Source organism: Streptomyces sp. NBC_00887 (assembly GCF_045207585.1).
The window spans coordinates 7,048,632-7,073,163 of the sequence record NZ_CP108788.1; the positions used below are offsets into that span (position 1 = coordinate 7,048,632).

Here is a 24,532-nt window from a genome sequence, read left to right on the forward strand (position 1 = left end):
CCACCCCGGTCGTCCCGTACGGCCTGTACCTGACCACAGGCCGTACGGGCCCTCGGCCCCCTCGTCCCTGTCCCTGTTCGTCCATTCTTGGGAGCGCTCCCGCATGACTGCAGTACGACCCGACATCACCCCGAAGCAGGCGCCCGAGGCAACGAACTTCCCCACGGGCTTCCTCTGGGGCGCGGCGACCGCGTCCTACCAGGTCGAGGGTGCCGCCGCCGAGGGCGGCCGCACGCCGTCCATCTGGGACACCTTCAGCCGCACCCCCGGCAAGGTCCACAACGGCGACACCGGTGACATCGCCGCCGACCACTACCACCGCTACCGCGACGACGTCGCGCTGATGAAGCAGCTCGGGCTCAAGGCGTATCGTTTCTCGGTCTCCTGGTCCCGGGTCCAGCCCACCGGCCGCGGTCCCGCCGTCGAGCGCGGCCTGGACTTCTACCGCAAGCTCGTCGACGAGCTGCTGGACGCCGGCATCGTGCCCGTCGCCACCCTCTACCACTGGGACCTCCCCCAGGAGCTCGAGGACGCCGGCGGCTGGCCCGAGCGCGCCACCGCTGAGCGCTTCGCCGACTACGCCGCCATCGTCTCCGGCGCCCTCGGTGACCGCGTCGGAATGTGGACCACCCTCAACGAGCCGTGGTGCTCGGCCTTCCTCGGCTACGGATCCGGCGTGCACGCCCCCGGCCGTACCGAGCCCGCAGCCGCGCTGCAGGCGGCCCATCACCTGAATCTCGCCCATGGCCGGGCGATCGAGGTTCTGCGCGCCCAACTCCCCGCTGCTGCGCAGACCTCGGTCACCCTCAATCTGCACCAGGTCCGCCCGCTGACCGACAGCGCGGCCGACGCCGACGCCGCCCGCCGGATCGACGCGGTGGGCAACCGCGTCTTCACCGGCCCGATGCTGCGCGGGGAGTACCCCGAGGACCTGATCGCCGACACCTCGCACCTGGTGGACTGGTCGAAGCTGGTTCAGGACGGCGACCTCGCCACCATTTCCCGCCCGGTCGACGCCCTCGGCATCAACTACTACACGCCGACCCTGGTCTCCACCCCGGTGGAAGGGGCCGCCTACGCGCGCAGCGACGCCCACGGCGCGAGCGACCACTCCCCGTGGCCCGGTTCCGAAGGCGTCGCCTTCCACCTCGCCGAGGGGAAGGAGCGCACCGCGATGGACTGGTCGATCGACCCCGACGGTCTCTACAACCTCCTGATGGACACCCACCGCGAGCACCCCGGCCTCCCGCTGATGGTCACGGAGAACGGTGCCGCGTTCGACGACTACGTCTCGCCCGAGGGCAAGGTCGAGGACCCCGCGCGGATCGCGTACCTGCACGGCCACCTCGACGCCGTACAGCGGGCGATCGCCGACGGAGCGGACGTCGGCGGCTACTTCCTCTGGTCGCTGATGGACAACTTCGAGTGGGCGTACGGGTACTCGAAGCGCTTCGGCACCGTGTACGTCGACTACGCCTCCCAGCGCCGCATTCCCAAGGCGAGTGCCCACTGGTACTCCGACGTGATCCGCCGCCACGGCCTGCCCCCGGTCGACGGCACCGTCTGACCTGCACGAACAGCGAGACCCGGCCGAGCGCCGGGTCTCGCTTCTTTGTGCCCGCCTTACACGTTCGTCACAGTGACCCCGTAGGCTTGGGAGCGCTCCCAAGAGATGTGGCGCTGATGAAGGGCCGGTCGGTCCGGCTGAGTGTCAAGGGATCGGACAGCGGGACTTGGTTTGGCTATCCGGCTGTGAGAAATTGACCGCGAACGGGAGGCAGCCATGGCGGCAGCGCGAGTACGGAGTGGCGGGCGGCCCACGCTCGAAGAAGTAGCGGCACGGGCCGGAGTGGGGCGGGGTACGGCCTCACGCGTCATCAACGGCTCGCCGCGGGTCAGTGCGCAGACCAGGGAGGCGGTCGAGGCGGCCGTCGCCGAGCTGGGTTACGTACCCAACCGGGCGGCCAGAGCGCTCGCAGGGAACCGGACGGACGCCATCGCACTGGTCGTACCCGAGTCAGAGACCCGGTTCTTCGCCGAGCCGTACTTCTCCGACATCGTACGAGGGGTGGGGGAAGCGCTCGCCGACACGGAGATGCAGCTGCTGCTGACCCTGGCGGGCAACGACCGCGAGCGCCGCCGGCTGGCCCAGTACCTGACCGCCCACCGGGTCGACGGCGTCCTGCTGATCGCCGTCCACGCCGACGACCCGCTGCCGGAGCTCCTCGAACAGCTCGGCATGCCCTCCGTGATCAGCGGCCGCAGGCACGCGACGGAGCCGCTGCCCTCGGTCGACTCCGACAACTTCGAGGGCGCACGCGCGGCGGTCGACCACTTCATATCGCGAGGCCGCACCGCCATCGCCACGATCACCGGACGCCTCGACGTGTACGGCGCGCAGCGCCGCCTCGACGGCTACCGCAAGGCCATCGCCGCCGCGGGCCTCGACCCCGACGAACGGCTCATCGCCCCCGCCGACTTCACCGAGGAGGGCGGCGCCCGCGCCATGCGTCAGCTGCTGGACCGCCGCCCCGACGTCGACGCGGTCTTCGCCGCCTCCGACGTGATGGCGGCGGGCGCCCGCCAGGTCCTGCGCGAGTCCGGCCGCCGGATCCCGGACGACGTGGCCCTGATCGGCTTCGACGACTCGGCGGTGGCACGCCACATGGACCCCCCGCTGACGAGCGTCCGCCAGCCGATCGAGGAAATGGGCCGCACGATGACCCGGGTCCTGCTCCAGGAGATCGCGAACCGCACTGAGGAGCGCACGGAGGAACGGCCGAGGATCGTGCTGCCCACGGAGCTGGTGGTGCGGGAGTCGTCCTGAACCGCTGACCGAAGCTCGTGCAGAGCTTCGTGAACGGGGCGGCCCTGCCGCGTCGGGGGAATGCGCGGCAGGACCGTTGTGTCGAATGCCCGGGGGTTGCGCTTCCATGCGGTAGGGAGCGCTCTGTGGCGGTTCTCACGTCGCTGCGGGCAGGATTCGGTGGGTCTGCGCTCCCGAGTCATCAGCCCTGACCGAGCGGGCGGCACGGCAGCGCACGCTCGGCAGCTCCGCCCAGCGCGTCGGGCTCCACCCGGTACAGCCGCGCATCACGCGTCCGGGTCACTGCGTCCACGAGGACGCCGTCCGAGAAGAGGGCTCCCACACCGTCGTCCACCGCCCATCCGGGAGGGAGCTGCCCGCTCGCCACGGCTGCCCGGTAGGAGGGGCGGCGGCCCGGTTCGCTGTCGTAGTGCGGGCACACCGAGCCGGGCAGCAGGCCCAAACCGTCCGGCAGGTAGGTCAGCGGTCCGAAGGAATCGGTGTGGGAGCCCTCCGCCCAGCAGTTCGCGCCCGCACTGATCCCGCACAGCAACGTCCCGCGGTCGTAGGCCTCCCGCAACAGCTGATCCACACCGTGCGTACGCCAGACAGCGAGCAGGTTCGCGGTGCTGCCGCCGCCCACGTACACGACATCCTGGGAGAGCAGGAACGCCCGCAGGGCGTCGTCGTCGAACTCCCGCTGGAAAAGTGGCAGTACAGAGGGCTCGCAGTCCGTGCGTACCTGGAAGGCGGCACGGAACTGCTCTGCGTAGGCGGGGGCGTCCCCGCTCGCCGTGGGCACGAAGCACACCTTGGGCCGGGGTGTACGCGCACGGGCGAGGACCCAGTCGTCCAGCAGCCCGTCGTCATCGGTCGAGAAGCCTCCACCGAGCAGAGCCGGACGACGTACGGGAGCGGTAGCCACAGCGGCCTCCTTGCTGGATCTTGCTGGGCCCGGCGCCCAGGGAGCCTGGTCTATGGTTCCCGGCATGAGACGCACGGACATCGTCCGGGAGGACGGCATCTGGACGGGCCTGTCCCTGGAGGTACGGTCCCGCCGCCGGCCAGGGTTGTGCCTGTTCAGTGCCGAGCGGCGGCTCATGCTCGCGCAGGGGGAACAGCCGGTGCTCCTCGCCTCCGTCGGCGCCGACCATTGCGAGGTCGAGTTCTGGCGCACCGACGCCTACCGCTCCATCGTCCCGCCGTCGCGGGCGGCGACCGGGCGGGATCTGGCCGGGCGGATGGATCGCTGGGCATACCGCTTCGCGGAGTACCTGATGGAAGCACCGGGCAGTCCGCTGCACGACGGGCGGTGGCTCCTGTCGCGCGAAAGCCCGCTCCTGCGCGGGAACCACTTGCGTCAAGAGTCATCCGAGTACTGGGGCGAGATGGTGGTCGAGGGCCATCCCCACGGATACATCGACTGGTTCGTCCACTCCGGCTCGTGGGAGATACTCCCGCTGCGCCCGATGCCCGATCACCGCGACGGGAGAGTCAAGGCCTACCGCAAGCAGGCCCGTGAGGGCACCCTCGCGCCCGTCCTGTTGTGGTGGATCAGTGGCCTGGACTGCCACGTGATTCTGGACGGCCACGCCCGACTTGCCGCCGCGATCGCCGAGTCGACCACACCCCCTCTGCTGCACCTGCACCGCACCGCGGACGCCGACGAGGTGGCCGTGGGCACGGAGCGGGCGATGGAGCAGTACGAGGCCGAGTTGGCCCGCTTCGCCGAACTCCGCGGCCGCCACGGCACCGCCGTCCCCGACGGCGCAGCGATCGCGGGCGCAACCCTGACCCGTGACCTTGAGGGACTGCACACGGCGAAACGGCCCACCTGGGCCTGGCCGCTGCCCGGCGGACAGGCCGAGTGGGACCGCGTCGCCCACGAGGTGACCGGCGGGAAATGGGGCACGGACGGCAGCCCGTCGGTGTGGCCGTCTCCTTAGGTCCCCTGCTCCAACCGTTTCGGGTCAGGCCGCCCGGGCCGAGTCGGTGCGGCAGTCGCGGCAGTGGCCGGGCTCCCGTGCCCGGAAGGCGCGGTCGCAGCGGTCGCAGTTCTGGAGCGGGATCACGATGACGCCGCGGCGGGCGGGGGCGAGGTCCTGGGCTCCGGGCAGTGGGGGCGGGAGGAGTGTCGTGATCCGGTGCCGGAGAAGCCTTGCGGGGTGCTTCAGGGGGACCGGCAGGTCGGCGGTGAGGGCGTGGCGGATGGTGTCGGGGTGGGCGTCCCGTTCGAGCCAGGCGGTGACTCCGGGTGTGAGCGCGCCGATGTCGTGCTCGGAGAGGACGAGTTGGGGTGCGTACCGGCGCAGGTCGGCGAGGAGCGCAGCGGCTGTTCTGAGCAGCTCCGGGGTGGGCGTCCGCGGCTGGGGGAGTGGCGCGGGTGGTGTCCGGCGTGCGGTGGGCGCCGGTACGGGGACCGGGGCGGGCTGCGGTGCGGGATCCGGGGAGGTCCCGGTGGGAACGCCGTGCGGTGCGGGATCCGGGGCGGCCTCGGTGGGAACGTCCTGCGGTGCGGGAGCGGGGGTGCGCCGCGGCGGGGGAGCGGGGGCCGGGACGGGGGCGGCCGGTGGTGGCTCGGGCCGCGCGTGTGGTGCAGCGGTGGACACGTCGGCGCCCGGCTGGTTGTACGAGACCGTGCGCGTCGCGATGCGGCCGTTGGGGAGGCGTACGCGGCTGCGCTGGAGGTAACCGGTGGCTTCGAGCTCGCGCAGGGCTGCGGCGATGCGGGTCTCGCTGTCCGGGAAGCGGCCGGCGAGGGCCTTGATGCCGATTTTCGCTCCGGCGGGCAGCGACTGGATGTGCACGGCAAGCCCGATCGCGACGAGTGAGAGGCCGCGGTGCCGGCTGAGGTGGTTGCCGACGACCGTGAAACCGGCGGTGTGCCGGACGTTGACGTGGATGACACCGGATGACGGTGTGCCGCCCCCGGATGCGGAGGTCGGGGCGCGGAGGGGCGCGGTAATCTGCTGGGTATCCATCGGGAAGGTATCGCTTCCTCGGTGGTCAGGCCCTCGCCCGGGATTCGCTGTCCCGGTCGGGGGCCGTCGCATGTCTGTGGTTGTCGCGGCGAGCATATGCCGACCAACCCACCTCAAATCCAGCTGAGTTGCCATAAGTCACCCTTGTGAGTGACGGCGGCCGCTGTGGGTCGGGTTTGGGTGGGGAGGGTCATTTCCCTAATTCTTCAAAGCTTTTACGTCGTGCGTTACCGCGTCGCGGGCAGCCGGGTCGTGGACAACCGGGTCGTGGGTTTCCGCGACCCGGTGAACGCCCACCCGGTGAAGAGGATTCCGTCGGTAACGGCGACAACCGGCCACCCATCGAAGATACGGCGTGAAAAGCGCTGCCCATTCCTTGCCGGAACGATTTACTTTTGCGGCCGTGGTGAAACGCGAGACGGTTCACCACACCCCTCAGAAATACCCGCGGCAGAACGCATGCCCCTGGTGAGTCGCACTTACCCAGGGAGCATGGTGAAGTTCGCCTATTTCGCTCGTCCTCACGTTGTGGATGGTTCACCCGCGTCGCGAACGTTCGGCCGGGCGACGGTGTCGCTGGGCATTGCCGCTGGTTGCTACGCCCTGGCCATGGCGGTGCTGGGCCCGACGATCAGCCTGTTCCTCGCCGATGCGGTTCGTGTCGGACCGGAACTCGTCGGCCTGTACTTCACGGGCTGCGCCGTGGCCGCCATCGCCATCAATATGGCCGCAGGACGGATGTCCGACCGACTGGCCGACAGAAGGGTCGCACTCGCCGCGACCGCACTGGCCGGGGTCGCCGGTGCGTCTGTTTTCGTCGGGGTCCGGAACTACGCGGCGGTATTCGCCACCGGGGCCGTGCTCCTCAGCCTGAATGACGCATACATTTCCCAGTTGTTCGCGTACGTCAAGGAGTTCGCCGAGTCCACCGGCAGGGAAGTGACTCCGTTCAGTTCCGCAGTGCGGTCGATCTTCTCCGCCGGCTGGGTAGTCGGCCCGCCGGTCGGATTTCTTCTGCCGGCACAGGTGGGCTTCGGGCCCGTGTACGGGGGCGCCGCGGTCCTGCTCCTGCTGACCGCACTGCTCGGCCGCTGGTTCCTCCCGGCCCTGCCCCCGCCGCCCGGACCGACGGCCAGGGACCGTGCGGGCAGCCGCCTTGCCGGGCTGCGCCGCGTGTGTGCCACCGTGCCGCGTCGCACGTGGCTGCTGCTCGGATCGGTCACGGCGGTCAACGTGGCGAACCAGATCTACCTGATCAACATCGCCCTGTACGTCACCACGGAACTGCACCTGTCGGCTGCTCCGGTCGGGCTGATGGCAGGGACCTGCGCGGTACTCGAGATTCCTCTGATGATCATGGCGGGCCGGCTGGCCGACCGCATCGGGAAGATGCGTGTCGTGGCCGCCGCCATGGTCGTCGCCGTCATGTTCTTCTGCCTGCTGCCGGTGGCCGGCTCCCTACCGGTCCTGATCGCCCTGCAACTGCCGAACGCCATGTGGATCGCGGTGGTGATGAGTATCCCGATGGTGGTGGCGCAGCAAGAGGTACCCGGCGGGGCCGGTACCGCGTCCGCGCTCTACGCGTCCACCTTCACCGTCGCCCAACTGCTGGCCGGAGCCGTCACCGGGGTGGTCACCGCGCAGGTGGGACACCGGAACGTGTTCTGGCTCTGCGCCTGCCTCGTCGTGCTCGCCCTCGTGCTTCTCCTCTGCCGTTCAGGGGCCGGGGAGCAGGCGGGTCTCGGCGGCCGGCAGCCCCTTGGCCCACCAGTGGCCGTATCGGCTGTAGACCCTGGGGTCGCGGTCGGCGAGGAGCGCCCTGAGTGACTCCGCCTCCGCGGCCAGTCCCTGCCAGACGTGGTCGGGGAGGGGGTGGAAGGCGCCGGCCTCGATCCCTCCGTCCACCGGACGCCAGACTCCGGCGACGTAGCCGTCGACCAGCAGGGTGGGCAGCACGTCTCCGTTCACGCGCGTCACATGCTTGCGGTACGCGGGCGGGACGACGCGGCTGCGGTCGGCGTACGCCAGCAGGATGCTGTCCCACATGGCCATCAGTCTGGGCGGCGCCGGAGTGTCCTCGGCCGGCCGCGGCGCACCGGGGACGTCGTACATCACCGTGCCGTCGGGGCCTTCCAGCTTCTCCAGCTCGGCGTCCAGCGCCTGCACCGCCGCCCTGACCCGGGCCCGCTGGACCAGCGCGAACTGCGCCATGTCCGCCACCGACGCCGGCCCGAAGCCCTCCAGGTAGCGACGGATCAGAGTCTGCAGACCCTCGGCGGCCGCGTCAGGATCGGTCAGCACCGGCTGCGTTCCTGCTGCCGAGACGTACGACTGCTGGGTGCCGAAGGACCAGGGCCCTCCGACGGGCGCGTGCCACAGCGGCGCGTACTGCCGCAGCAGACGCCAGGTCACCGGCTCCATCGGCGCGCCCACCCGCTCATCGAGCCACCCCCGGATCTCGGAGAAGGTCCGTCGCCGGTCGGCGTACTTCTGGAGATCCGGGACCAGCGCGTCGGCGTCGTCGGTCGTGAGCCCGGACGCCGTGAAACGGGAGCCGAGCCTGGAGGCGCGCAGCGTCGGCTCCATGGCCTCGCGGAAGGCCCGGTAGTCCTCCGCGTGGACCATGTGCAGGGTGATCCGCATCAGCGTCGACTTGACCGCCTGGAAGCCGTCCACGGCGGTCTCCAGGCCCGCCGGGTCGAAGTCGCTGAGCCGGTTCCACAGCGCGAGGTACGGCGAGGCCGGGTGCTGTGCCTGCAGGGCGACGACCCGGCGCACCGCGTCGAGGACGCCGAGCGACTCCCGGCCGAGCAGCAACTGCCGGGCGAGCGTGGAGCGGTTGAGAGCACGAGCAGTGATCACCATGCGGGGATTCTCCCGTGCGGTCACGCCGTGCGGAACCCGGACCGACCGGTGGTCGTGACCCCGCCTGCCCGCGCCGAGCACGACCGGTCCGGCACGGAGGGTCACTCCCGGTCGGAGACCTGGAGGATTCGCAGGTGGGCGTCGGGTGGGCCGGCGGCCGGGCCCGGGGGCCGCGATGCGGGACCGGGCATGAAGAAGGGCCGGTCTGTTTTCACAGACCGGCCCTTGATCAATCAGGGTGAGTAACGGGACTTGAACCCGCGACATCCTGGACCACAACCAGGTGCTCTGCCAGCTGAGCTATACCCACCATGTCGTCCGGTCGTTTCCGACCGGCCGAGAAAAAGTGTACAGGGTCCGGGAGGGTGCTCGCGCCCGACTTCTTCCGGACCGGATCACGGGCCCCGCAGGGCCCGTGACCAGGGGCGTTTTCCTACTGCCCGGCGGGCAGTGCGTGGCGTGCCGCGATCTCCTTGGCGTGCGCCGAGTCCGGGCCGGGCTGCGGGACGAAGACCGCGTCCCGGTAGTAGCGGAGCTCCGTGATCGAATCGCGGATGTCCGCCAGTGCCCGGTGGTTGCCGTTCTTCTCCGGACTGTTGAAGTACGCCCTCGGGTACCAGCGGCGCGCCAGTTCCTTGACCGAGGACACATCGACGATCCGGTAGTGGAGGTACCCCTCCAGTGACGGCATGTCCCGCGACAGGAAGCCGCGGTCGGTGCCGACCGAATTCCCGCACAGCGGGGCCTTGCCGGGCTCCTTCACATGTTCGCGTACGTAGGCGAGGACCCGCTCCTCGGCGTCGGCCAGGGTCGTGCCCCCGGCGAGCTCGTCGAGGAGGCCCGAGGCGGTGTGCATCTGCCGCACCACCTCGGGCATGGTCTCCAGGGCCGCGTCCGGCGGGCGGATCACGATGTCGACCCCTTCGCCGAGCACGTTCAGTTCCGAGTCGGTGACCAGTGCGGCCACCTCGATGAGTGCGTCGTCCGTCAGCGAGAGCCCGGTCATCTCGCAGTCGATCCACACCATGCGATCGTTCATGGCCCCACCCTACGGGGCACTCCGCTGCCCCGGCAGGTTCGGGCGCCCCGGAACGTACGACTCGGGCCCCGGTTTCAGCTGCTCCGCAGGACCGCCGGAGGTCGCAGCCGCGGTGACGGGAGACGGGCCGGAGGAGGCCGCCGCAGCGGTCCGCCGGCTCGGTGCCGAGCCCTGGGCGGGCACGGACGTCTCCAGCACCGTGGCGACGCTCTCCAGCGCCCCGCCCTGCGGACGACGGGCCCGGTAGGCGGCCCGGTACGCGGCGGGGGAGGAGCCCAGCTGGCGGCGGAAGTGCCCGCGCAGCGCAACCGGCGAGCGGAAGCCGCAGCGGCCCGCAACCTCGTCGACCGAGTAGTCGGAGGTCTCGAGCAGCCGCTGCGCCTGCAGCACGCGCTGGGTGATGAGCCACTGGAGCGGTGCGCTGCCCGTGAGCGAACGGAACCTGCGGTCGAAGGTCCGCCTGCTCATATAGGCGCGCGCGGCCAGCGTCTCCACGTCGAACTGCTCGTGGAGGTGCTCCAGGGCCCAGGCCACGACCTCGGCGAGCGGGTCGGAGCCGATCTCTTCAGGTAAAGACCTGTCGAGGTAGCGCTCCTGACCGCCACTGCGCCGCGGCGGTACGACGAGCCGGCGGGCCAAGGCCCCGGCTGCTTCTGTGCCATGGTCGGTACGGACTATGTGAAGGCATAGATCGATTCCGGCCGCCGTTCCGGCGGAGGTGAGCACATCTCCGTCGTCGACGAACAGCTCACGCGGATCGACGTGCACCGACGGATAACGCTTGGCCAGCGTCGGTGCGTACATCCAGTGTGTGGTGGCCGGGCGGCCGTCCAGCAGGCCGGCCGCGGCGAGGACGAAGGCCCCCGTGCACAGTCCGACGATGCGTGCGCCCTCCTCGTGGGCGCGCCTCAGCGCGTCCAACGCCTCAGCGGGCGGCGGCGATGTGATGGACCGCCAGGCGGGCACCACGACGGTGCCTGCCCTGCTGATCGCCTCCAGCCCGTACGGCGCGCTGAGTTCGAGCCCGCCCGTGGTGCGCAGCGGTCCCTCCTCGCCTCCGCAGACCAGCAGGCGGTAGCGCGGAACGCCCGCGTCCTGCCGGTCGATACCGAAGACGGAGAGCGGGATCGAGCTCTCGAAGATAGGGCCACCACTGAACAGCAGTACGGCTACGACTTCCCGGCGTCGCCGCCCGGTCAGCTTCCGTGCGGCCTCCGTTGCAGCGGCGGAGTCCTGACTCATGACGCTAAGCCCCCCTCGGTGTTCGCGTCTCCCTGGTCCCTACGGGCCTGTCGCTCCTGCACGTTTCCCCTCGGTCTCGCACGCGTCCCCCGTCCTCGACACTCATGATCGAATCTACTGCGTTCCGTGGTGCCGACGTGACACGTTTGCCCACCGGCACTATGTCGACAAGGCCACTTGGCGCGAAGCATTCGATCACGAAGCGTTTCACTCACGAGCCCCTCAGGGAAGTGCGCATGGCGATCATGGCCCGTCCCCGTAGGGTCAAAGCGTACCGCGCGGTCTATTCCTGCCTGGTGGCACGTGGGTTGGTCGGCCAAAACGCCAAGGAAGTAAGGGCGATGTGAAGTTGGCTGAAAAGTAGTGGTTGCGTGCGCGGATTCCAGTCATGCGACCGGCGCACCACCCCGTGTACCAGTGGCCTCCGTGCGCCCGGGGGGCCTCTGTGGGCCGTTCTGCCCTCGGGCGGGGACGAGACGGAGTCGCCCGGTGGCGCGGCGTGACGGCCCGGTCGGCGCGGTGTGCGCGGCATCCGGCCGTCTGCGGCGATCCGGCGCTGCGGCCGGAAGGAACGCGGAAGGAACGCGGAGCGGGAACGCCTCCGCGCCGCGCGAGCTGGATGTACGACACAACCGGCATTGCCATACGGGGCCGGCTCGGGCATGCTCCCTCCATCGCCGCAAGCGCTTTGCGAGGTTCTGGGTGGTGGAGGAGTGGCGCCGTACCCTTGGGGGTAGGGGGTTGGGAAGATGATTCCCGGACACAGCTTCATCCATAAACGAACTTCCGAACCGCTCCCTCCTCACGAGGACTCTCTTCGCCGAGACACCGATGGCCGGTCACGAAATCCCTGAACCCGCAGACCGCAAGCAGGTAGCCGACCCCCGGTCGGACCCGCAGACGGTCCCCGAGTCGCGCCCGTCCTGCGATCCGGCCTTCCGGCATGGGGTCGTGGTCGGTTTTGACGGCTCCACCTCCAGTGAACGAGCCCTCGCGTACGCCATCGGCATGGCGAACAGGCTCGGCTCCGGGCTGATCATCGTCCACGTCGCCAACCGGCTGCCGACCACCGTCTGGGCAGGCTGCGAGCCGCCTGTCTTCGTGGATGTGCCCGATCACCGCACGGAGGTCCTCGGGCTCGAGCTGGCCTGCGCGGACTACCTCGCCGAGGTGCCGTGGGTGCTCGTGGAGCGCGGTGGCGACATCTGTCACGAGCTGGAGGAGGTCGGCCGGGAGTACTCGGCCGACGCGATCGTCGTCGGCTCCACGCACGGCATCGTGGGACGGATCTTCGGCTCGGTGGCCGGCCGTCTCGCGCGGCGCGCCCAGCGCCCGGTCATCGTCATCCCCTGAGGTACTTCCCGGAACGCTGCCCTGCTCCCCGGGGCGGCCGAAGTGCTCCCCACTCCCTGAGGCCTCCCTGACTGATCGTCAATCTTATTCTGCGCGCGGTGAATCGACTCGTGCGCGGAGGTGGATTGTGCGCTTGTGAAGGGTATCTGTACTGCATCAGGTAGCAGCAGTACGGCAGTTGAAGGGAGCCCGCCGTGGACAACGACGTCTCTGCGGGAAGTGCCACTATCACCACCCTCGGCCATCTCGCCCTGGGTCTCACTCTGTTGGCGTTCGGAATCGGTCACACCGGAGTCATCGACGGTGTCACCGCGGCCGACGCCGTGTCGCTCGCGCTCTACGTCGGCGGCATCGCGCTGTTCGTCGCGGGACTCCTGGAGTTCCGCGCGGGCGACGCTTTCGCCGGTACGGCCTTCACCGGTCTCGGCGCCTTCTGGTTCACCTGGGGCACCGGTGCCGGCTCGTCGGTCTCGGACCATGCGGCAGGACTCTTCCTGCTGCTCTGGGCCCTCTTCGCGCTGAGCCTGACCCTGGGGGCGGCCGGTGGAGGTCTGCTCACCCAGGGGACGTACGGGCTGCTCTTCCTGGGGCTGCTGCTCCTGGGCGTCGGGCAGTTCGCCGGCAGTGACGGGCTCGGCAAGGTCGGCGGCTGGGTGGCCGCCGTGGCCGGGCTCGCCGCCTGGTACGGGGCGACGGCGGCGCTGGCCAAGTGGCCGACCGCGGTACCCAAGCGCGCTGCCGGCCGGGGTGTGACGGCCACCGGCTAGCAGCCGGGCGGGGCGGCCTCGGGTGCCGCCCGCCCAACGGGAGAGAGCGGCCCCCGCACCCTCGGTGGCGTGGTGCGGGGGCCGCTCTGTGCGTACGGGCGGCCCTCCCGGAGGGAGCCGGACCCGACGGCGTCCTACTCGACGGTGACGGACTTCGCCAGGTTGCGCGGCTTGTCGATGTCACGGCCCATGGCCAGCGCCGTGTGGTACGCGAGCAGCTGCAGCGGGATGCCCATCAGGATCGGGTCCAGCTCGTTCTCGTTCTTCGGGACGATGATCGTGTGGTCGGCCTTCTCCTGCTCGCGGTGGGCGACGGCGAGGATCCGGCCGCTGCGGGCCTTGATCTCCTCCAGCGCGGCGCGGTTCTTCTCCAGCAGGTCGTCGTCCGGGACGATCGCGACGGTGGGGAGCGCCGGCTCGATGAGCGCGAGGGGGCCGTGCTTCAGCTCCGAGGCGGGGTAGGCCTCGGCGTGGATGTACGAGATCTCCTTGAGCTTCAGGGAGGCCTCCAGCGCGACGGGATAGCCCCGCACCCGGCCGATGAACATCATCGACTGGGCGCCCGCGTACTCCTCGGCCAGCTTCTTGATCTCGTCCTCGGACTCGAGGATCTGACCGATCTGCTCGGGCAGCTTGCGCAGGCCCTCGATGATCCGCTTGCCGTCGGAGACCGACAGGTCGCGGATGCGGCCCAGGTGCAGGGCGAGCAGCGCGAAGGCGACGACGGTGTTGGTGAAGCACTTGGTGGAGACGACGCAGACCTCCGGGCCCGCGTGGACGTACATGCCGCCGTCGGCCTCGCGGGCGATCGCCGAGCCGACGACGTTCACCACGCCGAGGACGCGTGCGCCCTTGCGCTTGAGCTCCTGGACGGCGGCCAGCACGTCGTAGGTCTCACCGGACTGCGAGACGGCGACGTACAGCGTGTCGGGGTCCACGACGGGGTTGCGGTAGCGGAACTCGGAGGCGGGCTCGGCGTCCGCGGGGATGCGGGCCAGCTCCTCGATGAGGCCGGCGCCGATCATGCCCGCGTGGTACGAGGTGCCGCAGCCCAGGATCTTGATCCGGCGGACCCCGCGGGCCTCGCGGGCGTCCAGGTTCAGGCCGCCCAGGTGCACGGTGGAGAAGCGGTCGTCGATCCGGCCGCGCAGCACGCGGTCCACGGCGTCGGCCTGCTCGGAGATCTCCTTGTGCATGTACGTGTCGTGGCCGCCCATGTCGTACGACTCGGCCTCCCACTCCACGGTGGTGGGCGTCGCCGTCGTGGTCGAGCCCTCCGTCGTGTACGTACGGAAGTCGTCGGCCTTGAGGGTGGCCATCTCGCCGTCGTCCAGGGTGACGATCTGGCGGGTGTGGGCGACGAGCGCGGCGACGTCCGAGGCGACGAACATCTCCTTCTCGCCGATGCCGAGCACGACGGGGGAGCCGTTGCGGGCGACGACGATGCGGTCGTTGAAGTCGGCGTGCAGGACGGCGATGCCGTACGTGCCCTCGACGGACTTCAGCGCCTCGCGGACCTTCTCCTCGAGGGTGGAGGCCTGCGCCCTGGCGATCAGGTGGACCAGGACCTCGGTGTCGGTCTCGGAGAGGAAGACGACGCCGTCGGCGACGAGCTTCGCGCGGATCTCGGAGGCGTTGTCGATGATGCCGTTGTGGACGACGGCGACCTTGTTCTCCGCGTCCAGGTGCGGGTGCGCGTTCTCGTCGCTCGGGGCGCCGTGGGTGGCCCAGCGGGTGTGCGCGATACCGGTCGTGCCGGCGAACCGCTTGGGTACGCGGGCTTCCAGCTCGCGGACCCGGCCCTTGGCCTTGACCATCTTCAGCGTGCCCGGCTTGCCCGCGGCGGCCTTGCCCGTGATGACGATGCCCGCCGAGTCGTACCCCCGGTACTCCAGCCGCTGCAGGCCTTCCAGCAGCAGCGGAGCCACATCACGCTTTCCGATATAACCGACGATCCCGCACATAGAGTCTCTGCCCCTCCATCGACGTACAAAAGTGTGTGCCCGGCCCTGCCCCGTCCGGCTCAGCCGTAGACGATGCGGCGCAGCTGGCGGAGCGAGAGCTCCTGCGGCGCCACCGCCCGGTGGGGCAGCTCGGCCGCGATCCGCTCGAAGATGTCCGTGTTCACCAGGCCGCCGGACTGCAGTTCGCGGTGGCGGCGGCGGACGTAGTCCTCGGTCGTCTCGTCGAAGTACGCCAGCACGTCGAGGATCACCCTGGCGGCCTCACCGCGCTGGAGCGCGGTGGAGCGTACGAGGTGGTCGATGAGGTCGTCATGCGACGGGCGGCGTTCGAGCACCCGTCGATATTGCTTGCCCTGGCCGCAATGTGCAAGAAATCTGCCCGATATCGGGCAGGGTCACACAGGAATACGTCGACGGTCGGGTCAGAGGCGCCTCAGAACCGCTTGCTTTGCTGTGCTGAACTCGTCATCGGTGAGGATCCCCGCCTGATGCAGCTCGCCGAGCTCGCGCAGTCTGCGCAGGAGCACGTCGTGATCGTCGGCGGGCGGGACGGCGGCCTTCACGAGGTCCGCCGCGGGCAGCTCCGGCGCCGTCCTGGGGCGGGGCAGCCGTGTCAGGACGGCCGCGGCGACCAGGACGGCCGAGTACTCCTTCCTGGACAGCCCCCACAGCTCCAGCGAGTACGGGTCGAACTTGGGCGGCACCGAGGAGCCGCCCGGGCCCCGCTCGAAGCGCAGGTAGCCGTTCTCCAGGCCGAGCGCCGGCAGCCAGCGCACGCCCGTCACCTCCGACACCGGGAACGTGACCGAGCCGCCCGAGGTCTTCGACTCCGCTGCCTTCCAGTTCCAGATGAGCCGTACCGTCTCCCCGTCGAAGGAGGCGGTGCCGTCCCCGCCGCCACCGGAGATCGGCAGTGAGGGGCCCGGCAGCAGGAACCGCTCCGCGGGCGTATCGGGCACCTGCTCGATGACCAGGGCGTTGCGCACCTCGTCGACGAAGTACTCCGCGACGCCCGTGCGGTCCTTCTCCACCGCGAGCTGATAGGGGTCGGAGGCGTCCTTGAGCCTGCCGTCCGCGGCCCGCAGCACCGGGCACGCACCGGTGCGCAGCCGCAGCCGAAGCCGGCCGCCCTTCCGGTCGGGCTCGAACGAGGCTCCCGCCAACGCCTGCACCGGGATGGCGAGTTCGCCCAGGTCCTGCCGGACCGGATGCGCCTTGCCGCCCGGCACGATACGCACCGTGTCCCCGTCGAACGTCCAGGTGCCGTCGCGCTGGATGATTTCCGCCATGCCGTCGATTCTGCCAGCCGTACGACGAGAAGTGGTCTAGTCCTTGACGGTCTGTGTGACGCGCGGTACGCATGGTGACCGTTCGGTCGCTCAGGAGATCCACAGGTGTGAACCCGTCGAAAGGGACCGGCTTGTGAGACAACACAGAACGATTCAACGCCTGTTCGGCTCATTGCTGCTCGTCGTGGCGGCCGGCGTCTCCAGTGTCTCGGCGGCCCCGGCCGACGCCCGCCCGGCGCCCGCCGCATCGCCCCGGCCGCTCGGCGAGATCGTGCCCGCCCCCGTGTCGGTGAAGCCGGGAGGACCCGCGTACGCCATCACGGCGGGCACGCGCATACGGGTCGACGGAACCTCCCGCGAGGCCCGGCGCATCGGTGAGTACCTCGCGGACGCGCTGCGGCCCTCCACCGGGTACGCGCTGCCGGTCACCGAGCGGGCCGGGCACGACGGCATACGGCTCGAACTCGGCTCCGGGGACAGCGCCCTGGGCGCCGAGGGCTACCGCCTGAAGTCCTCCCGCGGCTCCGTCACCATCACCGCACCCGCCCCCGCAGGGCTCTTCCACGGCGTCCAGACACTGCGCCAGCTGCTCCCGGCAGCCGTGGAGGAGGACAGCCCGCAGAAGGGGCCCTGGGAGATCGCGGGCGGCACGCTCGCTGACGCCCCGCGCTACGCGTACCGGGGCGCGATGCTCGACGTCTCACGGCACTTCTTCTCGGTCGCCGAGGTGAAGCGGTACATCGACCAGCTCGCCCTCTACAAGATCAACAAGCTGCATCTGCACCTCTCCGACGACCAGGGCTGGCGCATAGCCATCGACTCCTGGCCCCGGCTCGCCGAGTACGGCGGCTCCACCGAGGTCGGGGGCGGCCCCGGCGGCCACTACACCAAGAGCGACTACAGGGAGATCCTCCGGTACGCGGCATCCCGCTACCTGGAGGTCGTCCCCGAGATCGATCTGCCCGGCCACACGAACGCGGCACTCGCCTCCTACGCCGAGCTGAACTGCGACGGCGTCGCCCCGCCGCTCTACACGGGCACCTCCGTCGGCTTCAGCTCGCTGTGCGTGCCCAAGGCGGTGACGTACGGCTTCGTGGACGACGTCATCCGTGAACTGGCCGCTCTCACGCCCGGCCGGTACCTCCACATCGGGGGCGACGAGGCGCACTCCACGAGCCATGAGGACTACGTGGCGTTCATGGAGAAGGCGCAGGCCGTCGTCGCCGAGTACGGCAAGACCGTCTTCGGCTGGCACCAGTTGACCGGGGCGGTCCCGGTGAAGGGCGCCGTCGCCCAGTACTGGGGCTACGACCGGACGGGCGCGGCCGAACGCCAACAGGTGGTGGACGCCGCGAAGAACGGCACGAAGCTGGTGCTGTCCCCGGCCGACCGTACGTACCTGGACATGAAGTACACCAAGGACACGAAACTCGGCCTTGCCTGGGCGGGCTACGTCGAGGTCCAGCGGTCCTACGACTGGGATCCGGCGGCCTGTCTGGAGGGCGTCCCCGAGGAGGCCGTGCTCGGGGTGGAGGCACCGATCTGGACCGAGACCCTGACCGACAGTGCGGACATCGAGCAGATGGCGTTCCCGCGGCTTCCGGGGGTCGCCGAACTGGGCTGGTCACCCGCGGCCACGCACGACTGGGACACCTACAAGGTGCGCCTCGCGGCGCAGGGGCCGCGGCTGTCGGCGCTGGGGATCGACTTCTACCGGTCGCCGCAGGTCCCTTGGCGCACGGAGTGAGCCAGGGCCTCTCGTTTGGATCATGCCGGGCTCGCGGGGTCCGGCCTGATCCAAACGAAAGACCCTGGTGCTGCCGGGCGGTCCGACCGCCCGGCAGCCCTGGACACGGGTCAGGAACCCGAGCGGAAACCGACCGGCACTACGCGTCCTGGGAAGCCGCTTCGGCCCTCAGCTGTTCCTCGCTGAGTCCGCGCCGCCAGTAACCGACGAACGTCACCCGCTTGCGGTCGAACTGCCGTTCCTGCACGAGATGGCGGCGCAGGGCCCGGACACCGGAGGACTCGCCCGCGATCCAGGCGTACGGGGTGCCCTCGGGCAGCTCGGCGGCGCGCACGGCCTCCACGGCCGAGGGCGCGCCCTCGGCCCGCACGAGCCAGCTGATGCGGGCATCGGCCGCCGTGCGGAGCGCCTGGCGGTCCTGGGCGTGCGGGATCTCCAGCCAGACCCTGGCCTTCGTCCCGGCCGGCAGCCACTCCAACGCGGCCGACGCGGCGGGCAGGGCCGTCTCGTCGGCCCAGATCAGCACCCAGTCGGTGTCCTGCGGCGGCCGGAAGCGGACCGCGGTGTTGTCCTCGACGGCCGGACCGAGCGCCTTGAGCAGCTGCCCCGGTGCGGCCGCGGCCGCCCAGCGGCAGGCGGGCCCGCCGTCCTCGTGCAGCGCGAAGTCGATGTCGATCTCGGTGGAACCGTCCTCGGTGCGGCGCTGTGCCCGCACCGTGTACGAGCGCATCACCGCCCGTACGTCCTCGGGGAGGGCCCGCCACGCGCTGAACCACTCACCGTTCCCGTCGACGGGAACGAAGGGCTCGCTCTCGCCCGGGTGCGGCAGGAACAGCGAGAGGCTCTGGTCCCGGCCCCCGGCGGCGAAGCCGTCGAGCCCCGGGCCGCCGAAGGTCACCCGGCACATGGAAGGGCTCAGCCGGCGGGTCCGCAGGACCGTCAGGCCGAAGAACCGGAAGGGTTCGACGGGTGCGGCGGCAGTCGTCATACGGGGCTCCTCCCAGGAGCCGGGAACCGGGCGACAACGTCGACGGCCCGGCCCGGAGCGACTCGCTCAGGGCCGGGCCGAGGATCAGCTGACCTTCTTGGCGCTCTCGATGGCCTTGGCCAGGTCCTCGAGGATCGGTGTGCACTTGTCGTACGAGTAGATGGGCTCCGTCGTGCGCGGGACGATCTGGCCGGCCTTGACGGCCGGCAGCTGCGCCCACGTCGGCTTCGAGGTCAGGGCGTCGGGCTGCAGGGCCGAGGACCGGTTGTCCATCATGATGACGTCGGCCTCGTACCTGTCGACGTTCTCCCAGCTCAGCTCCTCGAAGAAGCCTGCGGCGTTGACCTTCGGCTCGATGAACTGCACGCCGAGCTCCTGGAAGTACAGGGTGTCCGCGGACGTCTTGGCGAGCGAGACGTAGAAGAGGTCCTGGCTTGCCGAGCCGACCAGGACCTTGATGTTCGGCTGGGACTTGGCGGCGGCGCGCAGCCGGGCGGCAGCCTTCTCGAAGCGCGCCTTGGCGTCGGTGACCTTCTTGGCCTTGACGTCGGCGCCGAGGGAGGCCGCGAGGTCCTCGTGGCGCTGGATCGCCTTCGGCATGGTGGTCTGGGCGGCCCACAGCGCAGCGCTCGGCGCAAGCTTGAGGATCTTGTCCTTGGACTCGTCCGGCACGTACCAGAGGGCGTCCTTCTCCCACATGGCGGTGACGAGCAGCTCCGGTGCGAGACCGGCGTACTTCTCGACGTTGAACTCGCCCCAGACGTTGCCGAGCACCTCGACCTTGTTGATGTCGAGGTCGCCGGCCTGTACGTCGGCCTTGCCGTCAGCGGTCTTCGTCGGGCCGAAGACGCCCTTGACCTCGATGCCGTAGTCGTGGAGGGCTGCGGCGACACCGACGAAGGCGACGATGTTCTTCGGGGTCGACCCGGCCTTGGCGGTCAGGCCCCGGTCGTCCTTGAAGGTCCAGGGACCGGACTTGGCGGACTCCGAGCCGGCGCCGGACTCCTTGGAGTCGCTGTCGCCGCACGCGGCAAGCACGGCGCCGAGGCCGACGGCTCCGCCGGCGGCCAGCAGGCCGCGACGGGAGAGGGAGGTGGGCCGGACGTTGGGCATGGGCTGTCTGCTTTCGTGCGGGTCGTGGCTGGCCGCCGACGGGTTCGAGGGTAGGTTAGCCTAACCTCAGGTTTGCGCAGGTGGGGGGTCGAAAGGCCGCCCTGCCGGTGTCCGGCGGAGCGGCCTTCGAGGTGGCCCGAGCGGCCCGTCCGAGTGGCCGAAAGACCCTCCGTCCGTGTCAGGCGTCCATCCCCAACTCCCGTGCGATCAGCATCCGCTGGACCTCGCTCGTGCCCTCGCCGATCTCCAGGATCTTGGAGTCGCGCCACATGCGCGCCACCGGGTACTCGTTCATGAAGCCGTAGCCGCCGTGGATCTGGGTGGCCTCGCGGGCGTTGTCCACCGCCACCGTCGACGAGTACAGCTTGGCGATCGCCGCCTCCTTCTTGAACGGCTCGCCCGCCAGCAGCCGCGAGGCCGCGTCCCGCCAGCCGATCCGGGCCATGTGCGCCCGCATCTCCATGTCCGCGATCTTGAACTGGATGGCCTGGTTGGCACCGATCGGCTTCCCGAAGGCGTGCCGCTCCCTCGCGTACTTCACCGACTCGTCCACACAGCCCTGCGCCAGGCCCGTCGACAGCGCGGAGATGGCGATCCGGCCCTCGTCCAGGATCCGCAGGAACTGCGCGTAGCCCCGGCCCTCCTCGCCCAGCAGGTTCGCCGCCGGGACGCGGACGTCGGAGAAGGACAGCTCACGGGTGTCCGAGGCGTTCCAGCCGACCTTGGAGTAGGGTGCCGCGACCGTGAAGCCGGGGGTGCCGGACGGCACGATGATCGAGGAGATGCGCGGCGCGCCGTTCTCCTTGCGGCCCGTCACCGCCGTGACCGTGACCAGTTCCGTGATGTCCGTACCGGAGTTGGTGATGAAGCACTTGGAACCGTTGATCACCCACTCGTTCGTGGCCTCGTCCAGCACGGCCGTCGTCCGGGTGCCACCGGCGTCCGACCCGCCGTCCGGCTCCGTCAGCCCGAACGCGCCGAGCGCCTCGCCCGCACAGAGCTTCGGCAGCCAGCGCTGCTTCTGCTCCTCGGTACCGAAGCGGTAGACCGGCATCGCACCCAGCGAGACCCCGGCCTCCAGCGTGATCGCCACGGAGGAGTCGACCCGGGCCAGCTCCTCCAGGGCGATCCCGAGGGCGAGGTAGTCCCCGCCCATGCCGCCGTACTCCTCCGGGAACGGCAGGCCGAACAGGCCCATCCGCCCCATCTCCCGCACGATCTCGTACGGGAACTCATGGCGCTCGTAGAAGTCGCCGATCTTCGGCGCGATGACGTCGTGGGCGAACTCCTCGACGGTACGGCGCAGTTCCTCGTGCTCGGCGGTCAGCCGGTGGTCCAGGGACATGGAACGTCACTCCTTGTGCGACGGCGCTTGTGACGCCGAGAGCGCTTTGACGGTTCGGGACGGGCTGGGGCGGCCCAGCTGTTCGGCCATCCACACGCTCGTGGCGGTGAGTGCGCCGAGATCGACCCCGGTTTCGATACCGAGGCCGTCGAGCATCCACACGAGATCCTCGGTGGCGAGATTCCCGGTCGCGCTCTTCGCGTACGGGCAGCCGCCGAGGCCGCCCGCGGAGGCGTCCACCGTCGTCACCCCCTGCTGGAGCGCGGCCAGGGTGTTGGAGAGCGCCTGGCCGTACGTGTCGTGGAAGTGCACCCCGATCGTGTCGGTGGGCACCCCCGCCCCGTTCAGCGCGGACAGCAGTGCGGTCACATGGCCCGGGGTGGCGACGCCGATCGTGTCGCCGAGGGAGAGCTCGTCGCAGCCGAGGCCCATCAGCGCCTTCGCCACCCGGACGACCTGGGCGAGGGGCACGGCGCCCTCCCAGGGATCTCCGAAGCACATCGACAGATAGCCCCGCACATGGACCTTCTCCGCCTTCGCCCGGGCCACGACCGGCTCGAACATGGCGAGCGACTCGTCCACGGTGCGGTTGAGGTTGCGGGCGGCGAACGTCTCCGTCGCCGACCCGAAGACCGCGATCCTCCGCGCCCCGAGGGCCAGCGCCCGGTCCAGACCGCGTTCGTTCGGCACGAGGACGGGCAGTGCCACGTCCCCGACATCCGCGACATCCCCGAGCAGCGGGAACAGCTGCTCGGCGTCGGCGAGCTGGGGCACCCACTTCGGGTGGACGAAGCTGGTCGCCTCGATCGTGGACAGCCCGGCGACGGCGAGCCGGCGGATGAACTCCGCCTTCACCTCCGTCGGCACCACGGCCTTCTCGTTCTGCAGCCCGTCGCGGGCCCCGACCTCATGGATGCGGACCCGGTCCGGCAGCCCCTGAGCGGGCACGGTCATGGGCAGATCGGTGTCGGTCACGATTCCTCCCTCGGGGCCACCACGGCCAGGATCTGGTCCATGGCGACCGTGGCGCCGGCGGCGACGTCCAGCTCGGTGACCGTTCCCGCGTGCGGGGCGGAGATGACGTGCTCCATCTTCATCGCCTCGACCACGAGCAGACTCTGTCCGGCCGCGACCTCGTCCCCGACGGCCACCTTCACCACCGTCACCGTCCCCGGCATGGGCGCCGCGAGCGTGTCGGCCCCGGACCTCGCGGCGCCGCTGAGGGATGCCTCCACCGGGTCGTGGTCCTGGACGTGCCAGGTGTCCCCGTCCCGGCCGAGCCAGACCCCGTCCGCGGAGGCGGCCAGGCTGAACGCGTGGGTGAGGCCGTCGAGTTCGACGGTGACGCGCCGCGCGGTCGACTCCACGAGCCGGGACACCTGGGCGCCGGGCAGCGAGGGCACCGGCCCGCACGCGTCGGCCCGCTCGTCCCGGTCCCCGGCGTGGCCGAACGCCAGCTCGGCCGTGCCCCCCGCAGCCGTACGCAGGCTCACCCGCACCGGGTCATGGCCCGGTACGCGGAAGTGGTGGAAGGTCGCGGCGGGTGTGCCGCCGAGGCGCCAGCCGTCGGACGCGGAGAACGGGTCGACCCAGCCGGAGGTCCTGGCGGCCGGCGCCTGCCGCAGCAGTGCAGCCGCCGCGTACACCTCCTCGGGCACACCCGCCGGCACCAGGCTGTCCGCCTCGCGCTCCACGAGTCCGGTGTCCAGATCGCCCGCGACCACCGCCGGATGTGCCAGCAGCCGCCGCAGGAACCCGGCGTTCGTCGGGACGCCCAGCACCACCGTCTCCGCCAGCGCCGCCCGCAGCCGGCGCAGCGCCGTCGCCCGGTCCGGGCCGTACGCGATGACCTTCGACAGCATCGGGTCGTACGTGCTGCCGACCGGCACGCCCTCGCTGAGTCCCGAGTCCGTGCGCACCCCGCCGCCCTGCGGCTCGTCCAGGGCGAGCACGGTCCCACCGGACGGCAGGAAGCCGCGCGCCGGGTCCTCCGCGCAGACCCGGGCCTCGATCGCATGCCCGGTGAGCGTGATGCCGGACTGGGTGTGCGGGAGCCGCTCGCCGGCCGCGACCCGCAGCTGCCACTCCACCAGGTCGAGGCCGGTGATCAGCTCGGTGACCGGGTGCTCGACCTGGAGGCGGGTGTTCATCTCCATGAAGTAGTACGAGGCGGGGTCGCTGCCCGGGACGATGAACTCCACCGTGCCCGCGCCCACATACCCGCAGGACCGTGCCGCCTGGACGGCGGCCTCACCCATCGAGGCGCGGGTCCTCTCGTCGAGCAGGACCGAGGGCGCCTCCTCGATGATCTTCTGGTGGCGTCGCTGGAGCGAGCACTCGCGCTCGCCCAGGTGCACCACGTTGCCGTGTGCGTCGGCGAGGACCTGGATCTCGATGTGGCGCGGCCGGTCGATCCACCGCTCCACCAGCAGGGTGTCGTCGCCGAAGGAGGCGCGCGCCTCGCGCCGGGCCGCCGCGATCTCGTCCGCGAGCAGCGCCTCGTCGCGCACCAGCCGCATGCCCTTGCCGCCGCCGCCCGCGGACGGCTTCAGCAGCACGGGCATGGCGATCTCCCGGGCGGCCGCGGCCAGTTGCCCGTCGGTGAGCTCGCTCCCGGAGGAGCCGGGCACGACCGGGACCCCGGCGGCGGCGACCGTCTCCTTGGCGCGGATCTTGTCGCCCATCAGCGAGATCGCCGAGGCCGGCGGGCCGATGAAGACGAGCCCCGCGTCCGCGCAGGCCTGCGCGAAGCCCGCGTTCTCGGCGAGGAAGCCGTACCCCGGGTGGACGGCCTCGGCGCCCGTGCGCCGGGCGGCGTCCAGGAGCCGCTCCACGGACAGATAACTCAGCGCGGCGGGCGCGGGTCCGATCCGGACCGCCGTATCGGCCTCCCGGACATGCCGGGCGTCCGCGTCCGCGTCGCTGAAGACGGCGACCGACCGTACGCCGAGCTCGCGCAGGGTCCGGATGACCCGGACCGCGATCTCGCCACGGTTGGCGACCAGAACAGTGCTGAACATGGAAGTCCTCACA

General features: G+C 70.6%; 20 protein-coding genes and 1 tRNA gene. 7 read left to right on the plus strand and 14 right to left on the minus strand.

Annotated features, from left to right (window positions below; genetic code table 11):
- The first annotated feature begins 103 nt into the window (after positions 1 to 103).
- Positions 104 to 1,567, plus strand: a complete 1,464-nt coding sequence (locus OG844_RS32190; protein WP_406395036.1) for a GH1 family beta-glucosidase — start codon at positions 104 to 106, stop codon at positions 1,565 to 1,567.
- Positions 1,568 to 1,783: 216 nt separating this feature from the next.
- On the plus strand, positions 1,784 to 2,827 hold the full coding sequence (locus OG844_RS32195) for a LacI family DNA-binding transcriptional regulator (protein WP_406395038.1): 1,044 nt from the start codon (positions 1,784 to 1,786) through the stop codon (positions 2,825 to 2,827).
- A 181-nt stretch (positions 2,828 to 3,008) separates the two neighbouring features.
- On the opposite strand, the gene OG844_RS32200 is transcribed toward OG844_RS32195, so the two are convergent.
- Positions 3,009 to 3,731 carry a Type 1 glutamine amidotransferase-like domain-containing protein gene (locus OG844_RS32200; protein ID WP_406395040.1) on the minus strand — a complete coding sequence of 241 codons (723 nt, stop codon included), beginning with the start codon at positions 3,729 to 3,731 and terminating at the stop codon, positions 3,009 to 3,011.
- Positions 3,732 to 3,795: 64 nt separating this feature from the next.
- On the opposite strand from OG844_RS32200, the gene OG844_RS32205 reads away from it, so the two are divergent.
- Positions 3,796 to 4,752, plus strand: a complete 957-nt coding sequence (locus OG844_RS32205; RefSeq protein WP_406395042.1) for a hypothetical protein — start codon at positions 3,796 to 3,798, stop codon at positions 4,750 to 4,752.
- A gap of 24 nt (positions 4,753 to 4,776) precedes the next feature.
- Here the strand turns inward: OG844_RS32205 and OG844_RS32210 are convergent, their stop codons facing one another.
- Positions 4,777 to 5,787, minus strand: a complete 1,011-nt coding sequence (locus OG844_RS32210; RefSeq protein WP_406395044.1) for a helix-turn-helix domain-containing protein — start codon at positions 5,785 to 5,787, stop codon at positions 4,777 to 4,779.
- A 528-nt stretch (positions 5,788 to 6,315) separates the two neighbouring features.
- Here OG844_RS32210 and OG844_RS32215 point away from each other — a divergent pair.
- A complete protein-coding gene (locus tag OG844_RS32215) occupies positions 6,316 to 7,614 on the plus strand; it encodes a sugar efflux transporter (RefSeq protein WP_406395046.1) in 1,299 nt (432 codons plus the stop codon).
- Here the strand turns inward: OG844_RS32215 and OG844_RS32220 are convergent.
- From OG844_RS32220 to OG844_RS32235, 4 genes are all read right to left on the minus strand, one after another.
- Positions 7,504 to 8,652, minus strand: coding sequence for a winged helix DNA-binding domain-containing protein (locus tag OG844_RS32220; protein WP_406395048.1), 1,149 nt, complete (start codon positions 8,650 to 8,652; stop codon positions 7,504 to 7,506). The two genes, OG844_RS32215 and OG844_RS32220, sit on opposite strands and share 111 nt — an antisense overlap.
- Positions 8,653 to 8,889: 237 nt before the next feature.
- Positions 8,890 to 8,962 (minus strand) — tRNA-His (locus OG844_RS32225).
- A gap of 123 nt (positions 8,963 to 9,085) precedes the next feature.
- Positions 9,086 to 9,691, minus strand: a complete 606-nt coding sequence (gene orn, locus OG844_RS32230) for an oligoribonuclease (RefSeq protein WP_406395050.1) — start codon at positions 9,689 to 9,691, stop codon at positions 9,086 to 9,088.
- Positions 9,692 to 9,700: 9 nt separating this feature from the next.
- Positions 9,701 to 10,933, minus strand: a complete 1,233-nt coding sequence (locus OG844_RS32235; RefSeq protein WP_406395052.1) for a helix-turn-helix domain-containing protein — start codon at positions 10,931 to 10,933, stop codon at positions 9,701 to 9,703.
- 831 nt (positions 10,934 to 11,764) lie between these two features.
- On the opposite strand from OG844_RS32235, the gene OG844_RS32240 reads away from it, so the two are divergent.
- Both OG844_RS32240 and OG844_RS32245 read left to right on the plus strand, forming a co-directional pair.
- On the plus strand, positions 11,765 to 12,286 hold the full coding sequence (locus tag OG844_RS32240; RefSeq protein WP_351176111.1) for a universal stress protein: 522 nt from the start codon (positions 11,765 to 11,767) through the stop codon (positions 12,284 to 12,286).
- Between the two features lie 194 nt (positions 12,287 to 12,480).
- On the plus strand, positions 12,481 to 13,053 hold the full coding sequence (locus tag OG844_RS32245; protein WP_406395054.1) for an acetate uptake transporter: 573 nt from the start codon (positions 12,481 to 12,483) through the stop codon (positions 13,051 to 13,053).
- 134 nt (positions 13,054 to 13,187) lie between these two features.
- On the opposite strand, the gene glmS is transcribed toward OG844_RS32245, so the two are convergent.
- The 3 genes from glmS to OG844_RS32260 form a co-directional block, all read right to left on the minus strand.
- On the minus strand, positions 13,188 to 15,017 hold the full coding sequence (gene glmS / locus OG844_RS32250) for a glutamine--fructose-6-phosphate transaminase (isomerizing) (RefSeq protein ID WP_329210833.1): 1,830 nt from the start codon (positions 15,015 to 15,017) through the stop codon (positions 13,188 to 13,190).
- Between the two features lie 59 nt (positions 15,018 to 15,076).
- Positions 15,077 to 15,352 (minus strand): hypothetical protein, encoded by a 276-nt coding sequence (locus OG844_RS32255; RefSeq protein WP_329210835.1) that lies wholly within the window; start codon positions 15,350 to 15,352, stop codon positions 15,077 to 15,079.
- A gap of 87 nt (positions 15,353 to 15,439) precedes the next feature.
- Positions 15,440 to 16,306: a DUF4429 domain-containing protein gene (locus tag OG844_RS32260; protein WP_406395056.1), complete on the minus strand. Its 867-nt coding sequence runs from the start codon at positions 16,304 to 16,306 to the stop codon at positions 15,440 to 15,442.
- Between the two features lie 133 nt (positions 16,307 to 16,439).
- Between OG844_RS32260 and OG844_RS32265 the strand changes: the two genes are divergently transcribed.
- Positions 16,440 to 18,053, plus strand: a complete 1,614-nt coding sequence (locus OG844_RS32265) for a beta-N-acetylhexosaminidase (protein WP_406395059.1) — start codon at positions 16,440 to 16,442, stop codon at positions 18,051 to 18,053.
- Between the two features lie 139 nt (positions 18,054 to 18,192).
- Here OG844_RS32265 and OG844_RS32270 read toward each other — a convergent pair whose 3' ends face one another.
- The 5 genes from OG844_RS32270 to OG844_RS32290 form a co-directional block, all read right to left on the minus strand.
- Positions 18,193 to 19,041, minus strand: coding sequence for a siderophore-interacting protein (locus OG844_RS32270; RefSeq protein ID WP_406395061.1), 849 nt, complete (start codon positions 19,039 to 19,041; stop codon positions 18,193 to 18,195).
- Positions 19,042 to 19,125: 84 nt separating this feature from the next.
- Complete coding sequence (locus tag OG844_RS32275; protein WP_406395063.1) at positions 19,126 to 20,154, minus strand: ABC transporter substrate-binding protein; 1,029 nt, start codon at positions 20,152 to 20,154, stop codon at positions 19,126 to 19,128.
- Between the two features lie 178 nt (positions 20,155 to 20,332).
- Positions 20,333 to 21,499, minus strand: a complete 1,167-nt coding sequence (locus OG844_RS32280) for an acyl-CoA dehydrogenase family protein (protein ID WP_351174836.1) — start codon at positions 21,497 to 21,499, stop codon at positions 20,333 to 20,335.
- Between the two features lie 6 nt (positions 21,500 to 21,505).
- A complete protein-coding gene (locus tag OG844_RS32285; RefSeq protein WP_406396338.1) occupies positions 21,506 to 22,453 on the minus strand; it encodes a hydroxymethylglutaryl-CoA lyase in 948 nt (315 codons plus the stop codon).
- Between the two features lie 17 nt (positions 22,454 to 22,470).
- Positions 22,471 to 24,519, minus strand: a complete 2,049-nt coding sequence (locus OG844_RS32290) for a biotin carboxylase N-terminal domain-containing protein (RefSeq protein WP_406395065.1) — start codon at positions 24,517 to 24,519, stop codon at positions 22,471 to 22,473.
- Between the last annotated feature and the right edge of the window lie 13 nt (positions 24,520 to 24,532).